Raw genomic sequence first — 17753 nt, 5'->3', positions numbered from 1 at the left:
ATGCATCCGTGCATGCCATGCGCGCCTCTCCTAGCGGGAGAGGGGCGTTGACCAGGCTCTGAAACCCTTAGGACAGTTCCGACGATCATGGGCTTCTCCTCACTCTTCATCCGCCGGCCGATCGCCACTTCACTGCTGATGGTGGCGGTGCTGCTGCTTGGCGTGCTGGGTTACCGGCAACTGCCCGTTTCCGCGTTACCGGAAATCGAAGCGCCCAGTCTGGTGGTCACCACGCAATATCCGGGCGCCAGTGCTTCCACCATGGCGGCGTTGGTGACGACGCCGCTGGAACGCAATCTCGGCCAGATCTCCGGCCTGGACATGATGACCTCCGATTCGTCGGCGGGCCTGTCGACCATCGTGCTGCAATTCAACATGGACCGCGACATCGACATCGCGGCGCAGGATGTACAGGCGGCGATCAATCAGGCACGCGGCACCTTGCCGAGCACATTGCCGTATCCGCCCGTCTACAACCGCGTCAATCCGGCCGATGCACCGATCATGACGCTGGTGCTGACCTCGGCCAGCCGTCAGCTGCGTTATGTGAACGATCTGGCTGATTCGATCCTGGCGCAGAAGCTGTCGCAGGTGCAGGGCGTGGGTCTCGTCTCGATCGCCGGCAACGTGCGTCCCGCCGTGAGGATTCAGGTCAATCCGGCGCAGCTGGCCAATCTCGGCCTCACCATGGAGGACGTGCGCAATGCGTTGACGGAAGCTAACGTCAACGCGCCCAAGGGCACGCTCAACGGCGCCACGCAGTCGTACACCATTTCCACCAACGATCAGCTGGCGACGGCGGCCCAGTACAAGAACACCATCATTTCCTACAACAGCACCAACAATGCACCGGTACGTTTGTCGGATGTAGCGAATGTGGTCGATGGCGTGGAGAACGATCAGCTCGCCGCCTGGGCGAACGGCAAGCCTGCCGTGTTGCTGGACATCCGCCGTCAGCCAGGCGCGAATATTGTGCAGACGGTGCAGCACATCCGCGACATTCTGCCGCAGCTTCGCAGTGTGTTGCCTGCGGATGTGCATCTGGGCGTGTTCGCCGACCGCACCATTACCATCCGCGCTTCCGTGGAAGACGTGCAGTTCACGCTGCTGCTCACCATCGCCCTGGTGGTGGCGGTGATCTTCGTGTTCTTGCGCCGTCTATGGGCGACGATCATTCCCTCGGTGGCAGTACCGCTTTCCTTGCTCGGTACGTTCGGGGTGATGTCTTTCGCCGGCATGTCGCTGGACAACCTTTCGCTGATGGCGCTGACCGTGGCCACCGGCTTCGTGGTGGACGATGCGATCGTGATGATCGAGAACATCGTGCGCTACATCGAGCAGGGCAAGGAGGGCAAGGAAGCGGCGGAAATCGGTGCGAAGGAAATCGGCTTCACCGTGCTGTCGCTGACGGTGTCGTTGATCGCCGTGTTCTTGCCGTTGCTCTTGATGCCGGGTGTCACCGGCCGCCTGTTCCACGAATTTGCGTGGGTACTGGCGACTGCCGTGGTCATTTCAATGCTGGTGTCGCTGACGCTGACGCCGATGATGTGTGCTTACCTGCTCAAGCCCGATGCGCTGCCCGAGGGCGACGACGCACACGAGCGCCACGCGGCGGCCGGCAAGCGCACGGTATGGACGCGCACTGTGTCGCTGTATGAGGGTACGCTGGATTGGGTGCTGGAGCATCAGCGATTGATGATCGCAGTGGCTTTCATCGCAGTCGGCGTGACCATCTTCTTGTACATCGCCATACCCAAGGGCCTGCTGCCGGAGCAGGACACCGGCTTGATTACCGGTGTGGTGCAAGCCGACGAGAACATCGCTTTCCCGCAGATGGAGCAACGCACGAAGGCGGTGGCCGATGCCTTGCGCAAAGATCCCAACGTTGCCGGCGTGGCAGCGTTTATTGGCGCCGGTTCGATCAATCCCACGCTCAACCAGGGGCAGCTCAGCATCGTGCTGAAGGACCGCAGCAAGCGCGGCAGCCTGGATGAAGTGGTGCAGAGTCTGCAGAACGACGCAGCCGATATTCCCGGCGTGGCGCTGTATCTGAAACCGGTGCAGGACGTCACGCTCGATACACGCGTTGCCGCCACCGAGTATCAATACTCGATGTCCGATGTGAATGCGCAGGAATTGGCGCAGTACGCCACGCAGATGACGCAGGCCTTGCGCCAGCGGCCCGAACTGGCAGACGTCGACAACAATCTGGCCGATCAGGGTACGGCACTGAAGCTCACCATCGATCGTGACAAGGCCAGTACGCTGGGCGTGCCGGTGCAGACGATCGACGATACGTTGTATGACTCCTTCGGCCAGCGCCAGATCTCCACGATCTTTACGCAACTGAATCAGTATCGCGTGGTGCTGGAAGTAGCGCCGCAATTCCGCACCAGCACAGCGCTGCTTAATCAGCTGACGGTCAAGAGCAATGGCAGCGGCGCGTTGACCGGCAGCAACGCCACGACCTTCGGCCAGGCCGCGTCGAGCAATTCTTCGACCACGACCGGTATCGCCGTCGCCAATACCGGCATCATCATCGGCAGCGGCGGCACCATCCCGTTGGCGTCGCTGGTCAACGCGCAAGTCACGACGGCGCCGCTGGTGATCAGTCACCAGCAACAGCTGCCGGCGGTGACCATCTCGTTCAACCTGGCACCGGGCTACTCGCTGTCCGAGGCGGTGAGCGCGATCCACCAGGTGGAGAAGCAGCTCAACTTCCCGCCGCAGATACGTGGGCAATTCATCGGCAAAGCGGCAGAGTTCTCCTCTTCGCTTGGCAACGAGGCCCTGTTGTTGCTGGCTTCGATCATCGTGATCTACATCGTGCTGGGTGTGTTGTACGAGAGCTACATCCACCCGATCACGATCATTTCCACCTTGCCGCCGGCGGGTGTGGGTGCCTTGCTGGCCCTGATTCTTTGCAACATGAGCCTGTCGGTGGACGGCATCGTCGGCATCGTGCTGCTGATCGGCATCGTGAAGAAGAACGCGATCATGATGATCGACTTTGCGATCGAAGCGCAGCGTACCGGCATGAGTCCGCGCGAGGCGATCCGGCGTGCCTGCCTGCTGCGTTTCCGCCCCATCATGATGACCACCGCTGCGGCGATGCTTGGCGCGTTGCCGCTCGCATTAGGCACCGGTATCGGGTCGGAACTGCGTCGTCCGCTCGGTGTGTCCATCGTCGGCGGCTTGCTGCTTTCGCAGTTGGTAACGCTGTACACCACGCCGGTGATCTATCTATACATGGAACGATTCTCAGATTGGCTGCGTGATCGCAAGGAGCGCCGCGCGCTACGTCATGCAGCGCGTGACGTGGCGTGAGCCATGCATGCCCCGCATGCTTAGATTTACAAATCGTCGTCCCGGTGAAAGCCGGGGCTGGCGTCTTTCCGTGTAAGAAGTGAAATCGCCGGGACGGCCATATGCCTAGATGAAATTTCCGGAGTACGGCTCTGCGTCGTACGCTGCATCCGTCTTCTCCGTAGGGAGTCGGAGTAAGGGCCTCAACCTTTTCGCCCATCGCACGTTGTTTCGAGCATGAATATTTCTGGCCCCTTTATCCGTCGCCCCATTGGTACTTCTCTGCTGGCGATGGGCGTGTTCGCGATCGGCGTCATCTGCTACTCCCTGCTGGGCGTATCGGCGTTGCCGGATATGCAATTCCCGGTGATTTTCGTCAGTGCCAACCAGGCCGGAGCCAGTGCCGACACCATGGCCGCAACAGTGGCCGCGCCACTGGAGCGACATTTGGGCCAAGTGCCGGGCATCGATACCATGCGCTCGTCCAGCTCGTTGGGCAGTACGCAGATCTTCTTGATGTTCGATACCGGGCGCAACATCGATGATGCGGCTCGCGACGTGCAGGCCGCGATCAACGCTGCGCAGTCGGATCTGCCCTCCGGTCTCAACAGCCCGCCGAGCTATGAAAAGGCCAATCCTAACGACGACCCCATCATCGCCTTCGCGTTGACCTCCGAGACCCAATCGGCACGCGATCTGTACGACGTGGCCGACTCGCTGCTGGCCCAGCGGTTACGGCAGCTCCCCGGCGTAGCCGAAGTGGATATCCTGGGTGCCGCGACACCAGCGGTGCGCATTGATGTGAACCTGCGCGCGCTCAATGCCATGGGCATCTCGCCCGACCAGCTGCGCAATGCGTTGACGGCGGCCAACGTCTTCGAGCCGCAGGGCTTCCTCTCCGATGGCAAGACCACCATGGCCGTACAGGCCAATGATGCCTTGCATACCGCTGCCGATTTTGAGGACCTGGTGATTTCCACCAACGGCAAAGGCGTGCCCGTGCGGCTGAAGGACATCGCCCATGTCTATGATGGGCAGCAGGATGCTTATCAAGCGGCCTGGTTTCAGGGTAAGCCGGCGATCCTGATGTACGTGTACCGGCAGTCCAATGCGAACATCATCGATGTTACCGATCGCGTGAAAGCAGAGGTGCCGTTGCTGCGCAGCTATCTGCAGCCGGGCACCAGCCTGATTCCCTATTTCGACGGGACACCCACTATTCGCGCCTCGTTGCATGAGGTGCAGGCGACCTTGCTGATCAGCTTGGGCATGGTGGTGCTGGTGATGGCCTTGTTCCTGCGCCGGCTTGCGCCGACGCTGATCGCAGCCGTGGCGGTGCCGCTATCGTTGGCCGGCGCAGCGGTGATCATGTATGCGCTGGGTTTCACGCTGAACAACCTGACCCTGCTCGCGCTGGTGATCGCGATCGGTTTCGTGGTGGACGATGCCATCGTGGTGATCGAAAACGTTATCCGGCATATCGATCAAGGCATGACACGCATGGAAGCGGCGCTCACGGGAGCGCGCGAAATCGGCTTTACCATCGTATCGATCACGGCATCACTGGTGGCCGTGTTCATCCCGTTGCTGTTCATGGGCGGGATCACGGGCATGTTCTTCAAGGAGTTCACGCTGACCCTGGTCGCGGCGATCGTGGTGTCGGCGCTGGTCTCGTTGACGCTTACACCGTCGCTGTGCGGCCACTTTCTCAACGGTCATGCCGATGCGGAAAGCCCATCCCGATGGGGACAGGCGCTGGATCGCTTTCACTCGCGCATGCTTAAAGCGTATGAGATATCGCTGGACTTCGCGCTTCGCCATGCACTGCTGCTGTCGTTGACGCCGCTGATGCTGATCGGGCTTACGGTCATGATCATGATGTCGGGGCAGATCAAAGCCAGCTTGTTCCCCATGCAGGACACCGGCTTGATACGCGGTCGCGCCACCTCGGGCGCGACGGTCTCTTTCCAGGATGCGGTGCAGCGGCAGCAGCGATTGATCGACATGCTGCTGCGAGACCGTGATGTCGCGGTGGTCGGCTCGCGCCTGGGCAGCACGCGCCAGGGTGCGGCCGGCACATTCGACATCCAGTTGAAGACCCATGCGGAAGGACGCAAGGACAGCACGTTCGCTGCGCTGACCCGCTTGAGCAGAAAGGCGGCGAGATACCCCGATCTCAACGTGCGGCTGCGCGCGATCCAGGACTTACCTAGTTTTGGCGGGGGCGGCACCAATCAGGGAGCGCAGTATCAGATCTCGCTGCAGAGCAACGACAACGCCGAGCTGCAGCAATGGCTGCCGAAGCTGGTCGACGAACTGCGCAAGAGTCCCCTGCTGCGCGATGTGGGCAGCGATCTGGATGATGCGGGCCTGCAACAGAATATCGTCATCGACCGCGACAAAGCTGCACGCTTGCAGGTCAATATCGGTACGATCGATTCGGCGATCTATGACTCGTTCGGCCAGCGTCAGGTAAGCACGATCTACGCTGATCTCAATCAGTACAAGGTCGTGGTCAACGCGCTGCCAGGGCAGACCTCCACGCCGCGCTCCATCGACGATATTCTGGTGCGTTCGAGCAATGGCAACATGGTGCGGTTATCCGCTTTTGCGCATCAGGTGCCGGGACTGGCGCCGACGCAGGTGGAGCACATGAACCAGTACACCACGATGGATTTGAGCTTCAACCTCGCGCCGGGCACCAGCATGGGCCAGGCCCTGCAAGTGATACAGGCTACCGTGCGCAATATGCGTATGCCGGGCGACATCAAGCTCGACGTAGGTGGCGATTTCCGCCGTTTCCGGCAATCGCAAACCGGTGGGCTGTTGCTGATCTTCGGGGCGATTATCGCTGTCTACATCGTGCTGGGCATTTTGTATGAAAGCCTGATCCATCCGGTCACGATTCTGTCGACGCTTCCGGCAGCCGGCGTGGGTGCTTTGCTTGCACTGTGGTTTACTAACACCGATCTGTCTGTCATCGCGCAGATTGCACTGGTGTTGTTGATCGGTATCGTGAAGAAGAACGCGATCATGATGATCGACTTCGCCCTGGTCGCGCAGCGCGAACATGGCAAGACACCGCTGGAGGCAGCTCGCGAAGCCAGCCTGGTACGCTTCCGTCCGATCATGATGACAACGATGGTGGCGATCCTTGCCGCGTTGCCGATCGCGATTGGCCTTGGTGAAGGTTCGGATCTGCGGCGCCCGCTGGGTATTGCGCTGATCGGCGGCCTGCTGATTTCACAGAGCCTCACGCTGCTCAGCACGCCCGCGCTCTATGTGATCTTCTCTTGCCTTAGCGAGCGTTGGGCGGCATGGCGTGCGCGGCATCGACGCGGCCGGCTGGCGCTGGCTGAGCGGCCATGAAGAGCTAGCGCAGTCGCCTGGTGTCGATTGCTCAGTAGCCCATGAACTGCGGTGCGCGCTTTTCCTTGAATGCGCGCAAGCCTTCCAGAAAATCCTGGCTTTGGTAAGCATGGCGGCGAGTCTTTTCGATCGCTTCGCTGGCTTGCCTGGGCAATGTGCGCAAATCCGAAAGCAGGCGCAGCTGTTCTTTTACCGCTGCGATGGCTAGCGGTGCCTTGCTGGCGATGCGGCTGGCCAGGTCGTACGTCACGGCTTCGATCTCGGCGCCCATGCAAAGTCGGTTGACCAGACCCCAACGGAGCGCTTCGGCTGCCCCAATCGGACGTGCGGTGAAGAACATATCCCTCACCAACCCCGCGGGCAGGCGATCCAGGAAGTGAAGCAGGCCGGATGTGTTGTAAGGCAGACCGAGGTTCGCCGGCGTCATTGCAAAACTGGCGTTTTCTTCGGCTATCACCAGGTCGCAACTCATCGCGCATTCGACGGCGCCACCCCACACCGAACCTTGGATCATGGCAACGATCGGAAGTGGACAGTTGCGCAGAGCCTGCACGGCTTTCTCCAGAGGCGTACCGGCAGCCAGTGGATCACTGCCGTCGCGAGGTAGTTCGTCAATGTCATGTCCGGCGGACCAGATGGCAGAGCCGGGTGCGGCCCGCAAGATCGCAACCCGCGCTCGCCCGGTCGCCATAGCGCATGCAGCGCTAAGCGCGTCTAGTAAAGAGTGGCTGAGCGCGTTGCGCTTGAGAGGATTGTTGAGGGTAAACGTCGCCACAGGGCCGTCAAACGCGACATCGAGCGGTTGTTCCAGGACGGGCTTAGGCATGACGCAACCCTCCTTGCATGGCAACCGGTGTCTTCAGTTCGGCCAGGATGCGGGCACGGTCGGCATCCAAATCCGGTGCCGGATGAAAGGCTGATGCATCGCCGTCTTCGCCGTCCACCTTGAGCGGGTTGCCGGGTACCTGAAAGATGCCGGCCGCGGGATCCTGCACGGCTACGATCATGCGTCTCGCCGCGAGCTGTGGGTCGCGCATCACCGCAGCCATGTCATTGATCGGGCCGCATGGCACGCCCGCATCACGCAGTATGTTTATCCATGTGTCAACCGGACGCTTGGCAAGATAAAGCTCCAGTGTGTCGGTCAGCGCATCTACGTGACGATGGCGTTCTTCATTGCTGCTGAAACGCGGATCCGTCGGCAGCGTGGCGCAGCCAAGCGCCTGACATAGTTTGGCGAACAGGGCATCGTTGCCGACAGCGATCACCAAGGCACCGTCGGCGGCGCGGAAAGCACCAAAGGGAGCCAGTGACGGGTGACGTGTACCTTCTGGCCGCGGCATTTCGCCGGTGGCTGCGAAGCTGGTGAGTGCGTTTTCCAGGATGGCGACCTGGCAATCGAGCATGGCGACGTCGATCCGGCGTCCGTGGCCGTGCTGGGCACGATCATGCAGCGCGGCGCAGATACCGATCGTCAGATACAGGCCGGCGGTGATATCGCCGATGGAGACGCCACAGCGGACGGGTTGTCCGCCCGATTCACCGGTGACGCTCATGAGGCCGCTCATGGCTTCGGCGACAATGTCGTAGGCGGCCAGATGGCGATAGGGCCCGGTCTGCCCGAAGCCGGAAGCGGAGGCGAAGATCAGCTGCGGATACCGGTGGTGCAGGCTGTCCCAATCATAGCCCAGTGCATCCATCACGCCTGGGCGAAAGTTCTCGACGAGCACGTCGGCTGTTTCCAGCAGCGTTTCGAAAATCTCTCGGTCGGTGGGATTCTTCAGATCCAGGGCAATGCTTTCCTTGCCGCCATTAAGCGCGGTGAAGTACGTGGACTTGCCTTGCTGAAATGGACCAAATGCACGCGAGTCGTCGCCATGGCCAGGCCGCTCGACCTTGGTCACGCGCGCCCCCAGGTGACGCAACACCATGGTGGCGTAAGGGCCTGCAAGGACACGGGTCAGGTCGATCACCCGTATGCCTTCTAGCAGCTGGCTCGGAACAGGGGCTTTTGTCGTCATGACGATCTCCTCGGTGAAAGCTGGGGAGCATCGTAGGCATCATGGGTTGATTGAAAAACTAGATACATGCGATATATACGATCATGAAAAGCGATCAATCGGAGCGCGCGTCCCCCCGGCTGGACTTGGATGCATTGCTCAGTTTCGTCACCGTTGCTGACTGCGGCGGTTTTCGTCGTGCCGCGGATCGACTGGAACTTGCCCAAGCCACGGTCAGCCAACACGTGCTTCGGCTGGAACAATATCTGGGGCGGCGGCTGTTGCTGCGAACGACGAGACGCGTGCGACTCACGGATGATGGCGAGGTGTTGCTTGAACACGCGCGCAAATTGCTGGAAGCAGAAGAAATTCTGCGTACCCGGTTGGTGGCGCCACGTCTTTCGGGGCGTGTGCGCTTGGGTGCGTCCGAAGAAGTGGCCGCTACACGCCTGCCGCCGATATTGGCGCGTTTCGCGCGTCTTTATCCGGACGTCTTGTTGGAGGTCGATGTCGGCACCAGCGCGGATCTGATCCGTTCCTGTGAGGAAGGCGGCACCGATGTGGCCTTGATCAAGCGGCCGATCGGGTCTTCCAAGGGCGAGACGCTGTGGCGCGAGGCGCTGGTGTGGGCAGCGGCAGCGGATTACCAGTGGCCGTCGGGCGCCCCGGTGCCATTGGCGCTTTATCGGCAGGAAAATTCTATTTCGCGCGCCATGGTGTTGCATGCCCTGCGCCACGCAGGCGTGGCGTTTCGGATTGCTTATACCAGCTACAGCCTGGTTGGCCTGCGCGCGGCTGCGCTGGCGGGATTGGCCGTTGCCGCCATGCCGGCCAGCGCACTGGGCGAGGGCTTGCGTGTGCTGGGCCCGGATAACGGCATGCCTGCGCTGGAAGCACTCGATTACATCCTCATGCGCCGCTCGCCACGCAGCGGCGACGAAGCGGTGGACATGATGTGCCGCACCTTGCAGAGCATGCGCGAGCCTTCGGTTGACGCGAAGTAAGGTATTCGTGCCGGCGCGCTGGACCGACACGGGGTTTCATACCCTGCATGGTCCGGCGTCAGGACGCCGAGGATCATGGCAGGACGCAAGAGGAGGAACGTGCAGGAAATGGACTGCTTATGTGCTTTCCCAGGCTTGGATAAAACGCGACAATCAGCGATTACGTCAGATGTGGCCGGCATCACGCAGCTTGATTTCGGCGAATCCGACGCCACTAGCGTGGACGCGTCGCATGTCTCGTGCTCTGGTTTTGCGGCGTTTCCCTTACGCATCACGCCAACGAGGTTCCGCAAACCATGTCCCAGACGCCGAAGATCATTTACACGCTGACGGATGAGGCCCCGTACCTGGCCACGCAGTCCCTGCTGCCAATCATCAAGGCCTATACCGCAACAGCGGGCATCACGGTGGAGACGCGGGACATCTCGCTGGCGGGCCGCATCCTGGCGCAGTTCCCGGACATCCTCAAAGACGGCCAGAAGGTATCCGACGACCTGACCGAGCTGGGCGAACTGGCGACCACGCCGGATGCCAACATCATCAAGCTGCCGAATATCAGCGCCTCGATGCCGCAGCTCAAGGCCGCCATCAAGGAGTTGCAGTCGCAGGGCTACGCCTTGCCGGATTATCCGGAAGAGCCCAAGGACGTGAGCGAGTGGAACATCCGCGCGCGCTACGACAAGACGAAGGGCAGTGCGGTAAATCCGGTGCTGCGCGAAGGCAATTCCGACCGCCGTGCGCCGCCGTCGGTGAAAAATTATGCGCGCAAGCATCCGCACAAGATGGGTGCGTGGAGGGCGGATTCGAAGACGCACGTCGTACACATGAGCGGCGGCGATTTCTATGGCAGCGAGGCCTCCACCGTGGTGGAGCAGCCCACGGTCGTGAAGATCGAATGGGTCGGCAAGGATGGCAGCAGCACGGTCCTGAAAGAAAAGACCCAGCTTACGGCGGGCGAAATCATCGACGCGTCCGTCATGAGCAAAAAGGCTTTGGCGAGCTTCGTCGACGCACAGATCGAAGAGGCAAAAAAACAGGGCGTGCTGTTCTCGCTGCACCTGAAGGCCACCATGATGAAGGTGTCCGATCCGATCCTGTTCGGTCAGGTGGTGACCGAATTCTACAAAGACGTGCTCGCCAAGCACGCTGACACCTTGAAGAGCATCGGTTTCAATCCGAACAACGGCATCGGTGATCTGTATGCGCGCATCGGTGCGTTGCCGGCCGACAAGCAGGCTGAAATCAAGGCGGACGTCGAAGCCGAATACGCCAAGCGCCCGGCGTTGGCGATGGTGAATTCGGACAAGGGCATCACCAACCTGCATGTGCCCAGCGATGTCATTATCGATGCCTCGATGCCGGCGATGATTCGCGACTCCGGCAAGATGTGGAATGCCGAAGGCAAGCTGCAAGACACCAAGGCGGTGATTCCGGATCGCAGCTACGCCGGTGTGTACCAGGCGGTGATCGAGGATTGCAAAGCGCACGGTGCGTTCGATCCGGCCACTATGGGCAGCGTGCCCAACGTGGGCCTGATGGCGCAGGCCGCCGAAGAATACGGCTCGCACGACAAGACCTTCCAGATCGCCGGTGATGGCGTAGTGCGCGTCACGGATGCGAACGGCAAGGTATTGCTGGAACACAACGTGGAAGCTGGCGACATCTGGCGCATGTGCCAGACCAAGGATGCCCCCGTGCAGGATTGGGTGAAGCTGGCGGTAAGCCGCGCACGCCTGAGCAACACGCCTGCCGTGTTCTGGCTCGACCAGAACCGCGCGCACGACGCACAGATCATCAAGAAGGTGGAGCGTTACCTGAAGGATCACGACCTCAGTGGCCTGGACATCCGTACCCTCGCGCCGGTCGACGCCACCAAGTTTTCGCTGGAGCGCATTCGCCAGGGCAAGGACACCATCTCGGTCACCGGTAATGTGTTGCGCGACTACCTCACCGACCTGTTCCCGATCATGGAACTGGGCACCAGCGCCAAGATGCTTTCCATCGTGCCGTTGATGGCCGGCGGCGGTCTGTTCGAAACCGGTGCGGGCGGCTCGGCACCCAAGCATGTGCAGCAGTTCCTGGAAGAGGATTATCTGCGCTGGGATTCGCTGGGCGAATTCCTTGCCATGGCCGCTTCGCTGGAGCATCTCAGCAACCGCTACAGCAACAAGGCGGCTGGCGTATTGGCGAAGACGTTGGATCAGGCCAACGGCAAGATCCTCGACAACAACAAATCGCCGGCACGTAAAGTCGGCGAGCTCGATAATCGCGGCAGCCATTTCTATCTGGCGATGTATTGGGCGCAGGCACTGGCCGAACAGAACGACGACGCTGCGTTGAAAGCACGCTTCGCACCGCTGGCGAAAGTGTTGACCGAAAACGAGGCCAAGATTATCGCTGAGCTCAACGGTGCGCAGGGCAAGAGCGTCGATATTCATGGTTATTACCACCCGGATATCGAGCGGGTAAGCAAGGCCATGCGCCCGAGCGAAACCTTCAACGCGGCCTTGGCGGCGTTGTAAGCGAGTACGTTTTGATCTGGACGAAACGGGGCCTCGATGCCCCGTTTTTTTGCACGCGGATTTTGCGCGAGGTGTCTTGGATCAGGGATCAGGCTACCTGCCATCCGGCTTGTGCAGGTGCGTGAATCACGCTATTCCGGCCTTCGGATTTGGCTCGGTAAAGCGCTTCATCGGCTTGCGCAATCAAGTGCTCGAAAGTTGCCCCGGCTTGCGCGATGGCTACTCCGATGCTGGTTGTCATGGCGATAGGGTGGTCACCGAACATGATGGGAGCATCCGCCAGCACCTGCCGCAACTGTTCCGCCAGGGACATGGCCTCGGCAAGACCGGCGTCGGGCAGTGCCAGCAGGAATTCTTCGCCGCCATACCGACTGGCCAGGCTTGAGGATTGCCGCGATGCACCTTGTTGCAAGATGGCCGTGAAGTGACGTAGCACGGCATCGCCTGCCTCATGGCCCCACCGGTCGTTGACCTGTTTGAAGTGATCGAGATCGAAGATCAGCAAGGCGAAAGGCTTGTGGTGTTTTTGGCAGCGCACGAGAGCCTGCGTGCCGTCAGCAATAATGGCGCCGCGGTTGAGCAGGCCAGTCAAGGCATCCGTGCGTGCCAGGCGTCGCAGGTCCACCATCAAGCGCTCCGTTATCAGCAGCAGGAGCGCGAAATAGATGGCCACGCTGATCAGCACGCCCGCGACGTAAGTGCTTACCACCGGTGCGCCGGCTTTCATGAAGTCCTGGCCCGCATGGGGGGCTAGCGGTATCAGTGCGCGGATGGCGAAGTAAGTCGCATCGATGCCCAGCACCGCGGCGGTCAGTCGGCAGCTGATGCGGATCTCGCGCTGGCCGTAACGCAGCAAGAGAGTGATGTTCCACACATCCCAGCCGACTGACAAAAGACTGGCGAGAACGATGCGTATGCGTAAATCGCGGTCCACATAGGCAAACCATGCGATCAATACCGTATACAAGGCGACGACGAGCAGCGGCGTACGCCAACGGAATGCATACCCCACATGCGCCGCGATGCCTTTGAGCATCAGCACGTTGGAGAAAGCGATGGCGCCGTTGGCGACGATGATCGAAAGGCTGTCGGGAATGCTGCCGCGCAAACCGATCAGCACAATGCCCGACGTCGCCACCCACATGCTTGCTACCCATGTGCGCAGCACGGGCAAGTCACGCAGCACGAGGAGCAGCAAGCTGAACCCGATGCATGCGGCCAGGCTGATGAGTCCGCTGACATAGATCAGAGTTGGAATGTCCAGATGCATATGCGCTCCGACGCATAGATACGGCTGCTGACGGTGACGCTGATCTTCGCAGCCATCGAGTTACGCGAGGTACGGTTTCTGCCGACTTGCAAGCGTATTCCAAGGGCTTGCGCCGCTATCGGCTGTGAGGGCGGCGACTTGAGCGGTCTATTCAGTGGTGCGTTCAGCCAGCGAGGCCGGGCGCGCTCACGCTAAAATCGCCCGAGGTATGGCTCGTTTCCCCGCGATCCAGGAGCGATCACGCATGCGCACGATGACTGTGGCCGGCCTGGGTCTGCTGGCTCTCTTTTTCTCGATCGCGGCGGCAGGACAGTCCGCGCCTGTCCCTCCGGCCAGTGCGCCCACGCCTTCACCCACCCACGCACCCTTGCTGCAGCCGGTCACGGTTACTGGCATCCAGCCCGGGCCGGGTCTGTGGAAGGTGAGTAAGGGCAATCATGTGATGTGGGTGCTGGGCACGCTGACGCCGTTACCCAAACACATGCAATGGCGCTCGACGGAGGTCGAACAAACGCTGGCGCATTCGCAAGAGCTGCTGGAAGCGCCGCGGGCGGAACTGAAAGTTGACGCCGGCTTTTTCAGCAAGCTCGCCTTGCTGCCATCGGTATATGGCGCGCGCAAGAATCCGGATGGCGCAAATTTGCAGCAGATTTTGCCGCCTGACATATACGCGCGGTGGGAAGCGCTCAAGCAAACCTATTTCGGTCATGACCGGGGTATCGAATACTGGCGCCCGATCCTGGTAGCGCTGAAGCTTTACCAGAAGGCGCTGGACAGAGCGGGGCTCACCAATGCAAACGATGTCGGCAAGGCAGTGCTGAAGATGGCCGATCGGCACGACATCAAGCGCATTCCCGTGACATATCAATGGGTGGTGGAACATCCGCGCGATGCGATCGCGACCATCAAGCAAACGAACCTGCATGACATCAGTTGCTTCAACCAGACCCTCGACACCGTGCAGAACGATATGGGCGCGTTGGTCGAGCGCGCCAATGCATGGTCGACCGGCGACATCGAGGCCTTGCGTGGTTTTGCCGTGAACGGACGCCACGAGTCGTGCGTGATTGCGGTAGTCAACGCTGATTTCGCCCAGCAGCTGGGCTTGCATGACCTACCTCAGCGCATGCAGGCCGCATGGCTTGCCGCCGCCGAAGCCGCCTTGACGCGCAATACGCAAACGTTCGCCGTGCTGCCGATGGAGCAAATGCTTTCGCCGGACGGGTCGCTTGCCCAGTTGAAGGCACGAGGCTACACCGTGCAATCGCCGGAAGAATTGGACCGCTAAGTCCTCCATGCCCTGGCGGACACGGCTCTTGGCAGTCTGATAAAGTGATTCCGGGGTAAATGGAGTCACTCGATAAAGGGGGAAGGAATGAAGCGCTTTTTAGGCGTGCTTGTCGTATGGCTGCTGGTCTGCGCCAGCAGTGCGGTCATTGCTCAGGGAAGTCCTATTTCATCCTTGCCATGGCAGGTTGGGCCCACGACAGTGAAACTGGGCAGTCGCGCAACGCTGAAGGTACCGGACGGCTATGCGTTCCTGGATCCGGCCGGAACGCGTTCTCTCAATGAGGTTTTGCATAACCCGCCGAGCAATGGCGATGAGTACACGCTCGCTCCCAAAACGCTCCACTGGGTGGCGTTTTTCAGTTACGAGGATATTGGCTACGTCAAGGACAATGAGAAGCTCGATCCTGATGCCATTCTCCAGTCCTATCGCGAGGGCACGACCGAGCAGAACAAGGAGCGCAAGGCACGCGGCTGGGATGAGCTCAATATCCTGGGGTGGAGTGCTAAGCCGGAGTACGACACGCAAATCAAATCGCTGGCCTGGTCCATCCTGCTAGACGATGTGCAGACGCATGCGCATATCGTGAATTACAACACGCGTCTATTGGGACGGCATGGCGTGATGGATGTGACCGTCGTTACACCGCCCCAGCGGCTGGCGTCCTCCATTGCCGATTTCAAAAGCACCTTGCCGGGCTTTCAGTATTCGTCCGGCGAAAGCTATGCGGAGTATCGTCCGGGCGACAAGGTGGCCGAATACGGATTGGCTGCGCTGATTACCGGCGGTGCATTGGCCGTGGCGGCCAAGAAAGGATTGTTCAAGGTGATCGGCGGATTCCTGATTGCGGCATGGAAGCTGATCGCGGCCGGCCTGGTTGCGGTGGGTGCCTGGTTCAAGAACCTCTTCAAGAAAAAGCAGCAGCCTCAATGACCTTGCAGGACGGCTGGATGCTGCTGGGAGGAGTCGTTGTGCTCTATCTCTTCGACTCCGCCTTGTTGGTTTATCACAACGAAATCGTGTTGACGGGAACTCGCGGCGGATGGCTCGTCTCCGGCGGTTCCGCATTTGAACTGGGCGGCCGGCGCGTCTTCCTGCCGCATCCTCTTTGCGTGCATCGACCTCTGTTCAGGCTGGCATGGTCGGTGTCGGAGGTGCGGCAGGACGAATCCGCACTGCCCGGCCTGCTTCGCGTATCCCAGGCCTTGCGCGATATCGCACCCTGGACCATGGCATTGTTGCTGCTGTTCGCGATGGGCCTGCCCTGCGTGCTGTTCGCATTGCATGCGATGGCGTGGCTGCTTGCGTGGCTCGTGTCGGTCTATGCGCTGATTGTCGGCATGCTGGTGCATGTTTATCTAAGGCGCGAAGCGCTGGGACTTTCAGGGCGTGCCGTGGCAGCCATCGCATTGGACGCGATGCTGTGCGCACCGTTTGCGCTGAATACCGTGCGGAAGATTGGTCTTCAGCAGCAATTTGCCCTCGATCTGCGTGAAGTGGCAACGCACTTGCTTTCGGCCTCGTCTCTAAAGCAACTGACAGATGTTTTGCAGGCACGCGTGACGGAGTCGTTGGGATTCGTAGAGCCCGAAAATGACCCGTCGGAGTCGCTGCGCATGTACCTGAGCTATTTCGAAGGGCTTCGCAAATGACCGCCGTAGATATCGTCGTCATCGTTGCCGGCGTGTTGTTCGGTTACCGCCTGGTCAGCAATTACCTGTCGCCAACGGTGAGTCATGAAGACGGGCAGAAGGTTGCCGAGGATGCAGCGCCACCCGATTTGGAAAAACATTGGAAATCGCCCAAATCAACCTGGTTCGAAGTGCTCGGCGTGGCGGAAACAGCGAGCAAGATGGAGATCGAACACGCTTACCGCGTCAAGATCAGCCAGTACCATCCAGACAAAGTGGCCCAGCTTGGCGAGGACCTTCAGCAACTGGCAGAAACGAAGTCCAAGGAAATCAATGCGGCTTATGACACCGCGATGCGTCTACGCGGACGCTAGACGACCATCGGCACGATCAGTGACTGCGCAGACGCATTCGCCTTCAAGCACTGGCCTGATTCAGTGCAGCTATGTCATCGGGCGATAGCGATAGCTCGGCGGCCTTCATCAGTTCTCTCAATTGCTCCACGCTGGTAGCGCTGGCGATGGGTGCGGTGATGCTCGGGCGTGCCATCAACCAAGCCAACGCGACTTGCGAAGGCGTCGCCTTATGCGTCGCGGCGACATCGTCCAGTGCGGCGAGCACTTTCAAGCCATGCGGGTTGAGGTATTTCTTTACGGCGCCACCCCGAGCGCTGCTTTTTGCAAGGTCGGCTTCGCTACGGTATTTGCCGCTGAGGAAGCCGCTGGCGAGCGCGTAGTAATGAATGACGCCGATATGTTCCTTGAGTGCAAGCGGCTCCAGTTCCTGCTCATAGCCGGTGCGGCTGACCAGGTTGTATTCGGGCTGCAAGCTTTCATAGCGCGGCAGGTTGTGTTCTTGCGATACCTTCAATGCTTCGGCGAAACGGTCGGCGCCGTAATTGGATGCACCGATCGCGCGCACTTTGCCCTCTTCGATCAGCTTGGCGAACGCGCCGAGCGTTTCGCTCAACGGCACGGTGGCATCGTCTTCATGGGCTTGATAGAGATCGATATGGTCGGTTTGCAGGCGCTTGAGCGAACCCTCGACCGCCTGGCGGATATTGAGGGGCGACAGGCCGCGATGTTCGACCCATTTGGCGACCTTGGTGGCGATCAGCACCTGGTCGCGTTTGCCGCTGCGCTTGAGCCACTTGCCGATGATGGTTTCCGATTCACCGCCGCGATTGCCGGGTGCCCATGCGGAGTAGACGTCGGCGGTATCGATCAGATTGAAGCCGCCGTCGACAAAGGCGTCGAGCAGTGCGAATGAGCGTGCCTCGTCCACGCTCCAGCCAAAGACGTTGCCGCCAAAGGCGAGCGGCATGACGGAAAGCGACGAGCGACCTAGTTGACGTGATTGCATG

12 protein-coding genes are annotated in these 17753 nt (G+C 60.4%); 8 read left to right on the top strand and 4 right to left on the bottom strand.

What is annotated here, in order from left to right; all coding sequences use genetic code 11:
- Positions 1-87: 87 nt before the first annotated feature.
- Together AC4HNJ_RS05510 and AC4HNJ_RS05505 are read left to right on the top strand one after the other, a co-directional pair.
- Positions 88-3327 carry an efflux RND transporter permease subunit gene (locus AC4HNJ_RS05510; protein WP_490478524.1) on the top strand — a complete coding sequence of 1080 codons (3240 nt, stop codon included), beginning with the start codon at positions 88-90 and terminating at the stop codon, positions 3325-3327.
- 216 nt (positions 3328-3543) lie between these two features.
- Entirely contained in the window at positions 3544-6675 is a 3132-nt protein-coding gene (locus tag AC4HNJ_RS05505) for an efflux RND transporter permease subunit (protein WP_490478523.1), read from the top strand.
- 31 nt (positions 6676-6706) lie between these two features.
- Here AC4HNJ_RS05505 and scpB read toward each other — a convergent pair whose 3' ends face one another.
- Positions 6707-7501, bottom strand: a complete 795-nt coding sequence (gene scpB, locus AC4HNJ_RS05500; protein WP_490478522.1) for a methylmalonyl-CoA decarboxylase — start codon at positions 7499-7501, stop codon at positions 6707-6709.
- The gene (locus AC4HNJ_RS05495; protein ID WP_490478521.1) at positions 7494-8696 is read right to left on the bottom strand and encodes a CaiB/BaiF CoA transferase family protein; all 1203 of its coding nucleotides are present in this window, start codon (positions 8694-8696) and stop codon (positions 7494-7496) included. Before AC4HNJ_RS05495 ends, scpB begins: the two co-directional genes overlap by 8 nt.
- An 83-nt stretch (positions 8697-8779) precedes the next feature.
- On the opposite strand from AC4HNJ_RS05495, the gene AC4HNJ_RS05490 reads away from it, so the two are divergent.
- Positions 8780-9679 (top strand): LysR substrate-binding domain-containing protein, encoded by a 900-nt coding sequence (locus tag AC4HNJ_RS05490; protein ID WP_490478520.1) that lies wholly within the window; start codon positions 8780-8782, stop codon positions 9677-9679.
- 296 nt (positions 9680-9975) lie between these two features.
- A complete protein-coding gene (locus AC4HNJ_RS05485) occupies positions 9976-12201 on the top strand; it encodes an NADP-dependent isocitrate dehydrogenase (RefSeq protein ID WP_490478519.1) in 2226 nt (741 codons plus the stop codon).
- A gap of 88 nt (positions 12202-12289) precedes the next feature.
- On the opposite strand, the gene AC4HNJ_RS05480 is transcribed toward AC4HNJ_RS05485, so the two are convergent.
- Positions 12290-13471, bottom strand: coding sequence for a GGDEF domain-containing protein (locus AC4HNJ_RS05480; protein ID WP_490478518.1), 1182 nt, complete (start codon positions 13469-13471; stop codon positions 12290-12292).
- Between the two features lie 244 nt (positions 13472-13715).
- Here AC4HNJ_RS05480 and AC4HNJ_RS05475 point away from each other — a divergent pair, with 244 nt between their 5' ends.
- The 4 genes from AC4HNJ_RS05475 (at position 13716) to AC4HNJ_RS05460 (ending at position 16764) form a co-directional block, all read left to right on the top strand.
- On the top strand, positions 13716-14759 hold the full coding sequence (locus AC4HNJ_RS05475; protein WP_490478517.1) for a TraB/GumN family protein: 1044 nt from the start codon (positions 13716-13718) through the stop codon (positions 14757-14759).
- 87 nt (positions 14760-14846) lie between these two features.
- Positions 14847-15692 (top strand): DUF2167 domain-containing protein, encoded by an 846-nt coding sequence (locus tag AC4HNJ_RS05470; RefSeq protein ID WP_490478516.1) that lies wholly within the window; start codon positions 14847-14849, stop codon positions 15690-15692.
- Positions 15689-16411 (top strand): hypothetical protein, encoded by a 723-nt coding sequence (locus AC4HNJ_RS05465; protein WP_490478515.1) that lies wholly within the window; start codon positions 15689-15691, stop codon positions 16409-16411. The genes AC4HNJ_RS05470 and AC4HNJ_RS05465 overlap by 4 nt, the downstream gene beginning before the upstream one ends.
- The gene (locus tag AC4HNJ_RS05460) at positions 16408-16764 is read left to right on the top strand and encodes a J domain-containing protein (RefSeq protein ID WP_490478514.1); all 357 of its coding nucleotides are present in this window, start codon (positions 16408-16410) and stop codon (positions 16762-16764) included. Before AC4HNJ_RS05465 ends, AC4HNJ_RS05460 begins: the two co-directional genes overlap by 4 nt.
- A gap of 43 nt (positions 16765-16807) precedes the next feature.
- On the opposite strand, the gene AC4HNJ_RS05455 is transcribed toward AC4HNJ_RS05460, so the two are convergent.
- Positions 16808-17752: an aldo/keto reductase gene (locus AC4HNJ_RS05455; protein WP_490478513.1), complete on the bottom strand. Its 945-nt coding sequence runs from the start codon at positions 17750-17752 to the stop codon at positions 16808-16810.
- Position 17753 lies beyond the last annotated feature (1 nt).

Source organism: Dyella sp. SYSU CM1112 (genome assembly GCF_058216415.1).
Note: the sequence above shows the minus strand (reverse complement) of the source record. Positions and strands in the feature narration are given on the sequence as shown.

Bases quoted from the DNA above. Each gene is read 5' to 3' on its own strand.
- AC4HNJ_RS05510 (WP_490478524.1), top strand. From the start codon at position 88: ATGGGCTTCTCCTCACTCTTCATCCGCCGGCCGATCGCCACTTCACTG.
- AC4HNJ_RS05505 (WP_490478523.1), top strand. From the start codon at position 3,544: ATGAATATTTCTGGCCCCTTTATCCGTCGCCCCATTGGTACTTCTCTG.
- scpB (WP_490478522.1), bottom strand. From the start codon at position 7,501: ATGCCTAAGCCCGTCCTGGAACAACCGCTCGATGTCGCGTTTGACGGC.
- AC4HNJ_RS05495 (WP_490478521.1), bottom strand. From the start codon at position 8,696: ATGACGACAAAAGCCCCTGTTCCGAGCCAGCTGCTAGAAGGCATACGG.
- AC4HNJ_RS05490 (WP_490478520.1), top strand. From the start codon at position 8,780: ATGAAAAGCGATCAATCGGAGCGCGCGTCCCCCCGGCTGGACTTGGAT.
- AC4HNJ_RS05485 (WP_490478519.1), top strand. From the start codon at position 9,976: ATGTCCCAGACGCCGAAGATCATTTACACGCTGACGGATGAGGCCCCG.
- AC4HNJ_RS05480 (WP_490478518.1), bottom strand. From the start codon at position 13,471: ATGCATCTGGACATTCCAACTCTGATCTATGTCAGCGGACTCATCAGC.
- AC4HNJ_RS05475 (WP_490478517.1), top strand. From the start codon at position 13,716: ATGCGCACGATGACTGTGGCCGGCCTGGGTCTGCTGGCTCTCTTTTTC.
- AC4HNJ_RS05470 (WP_490478516.1), top strand. From the start codon at position 14,847: ATGAAGCGCTTTTTAGGCGTGCTTGTCGTATGGCTGCTGGTCTGCGCC.
- AC4HNJ_RS05465 (WP_490478515.1), top strand. From the start codon at position 15,689: ATGACCTTGCAGGACGGCTGGATGCTGCTGGGAGGAGTCGTTGTGCTC.
- AC4HNJ_RS05460 (WP_490478514.1), top strand. From the start codon at position 16,408: ATGACCGCCGTAGATATCGTCGTCATCGTTGCCGGCGTGTTGTTCGGT.
- AC4HNJ_RS05455 (WP_490478513.1), bottom strand. From the start codon at position 17,752: ATGCAATCACGTCAACTAGGTCGCTCGTCGCTTTCCGTCATGCCGCTC.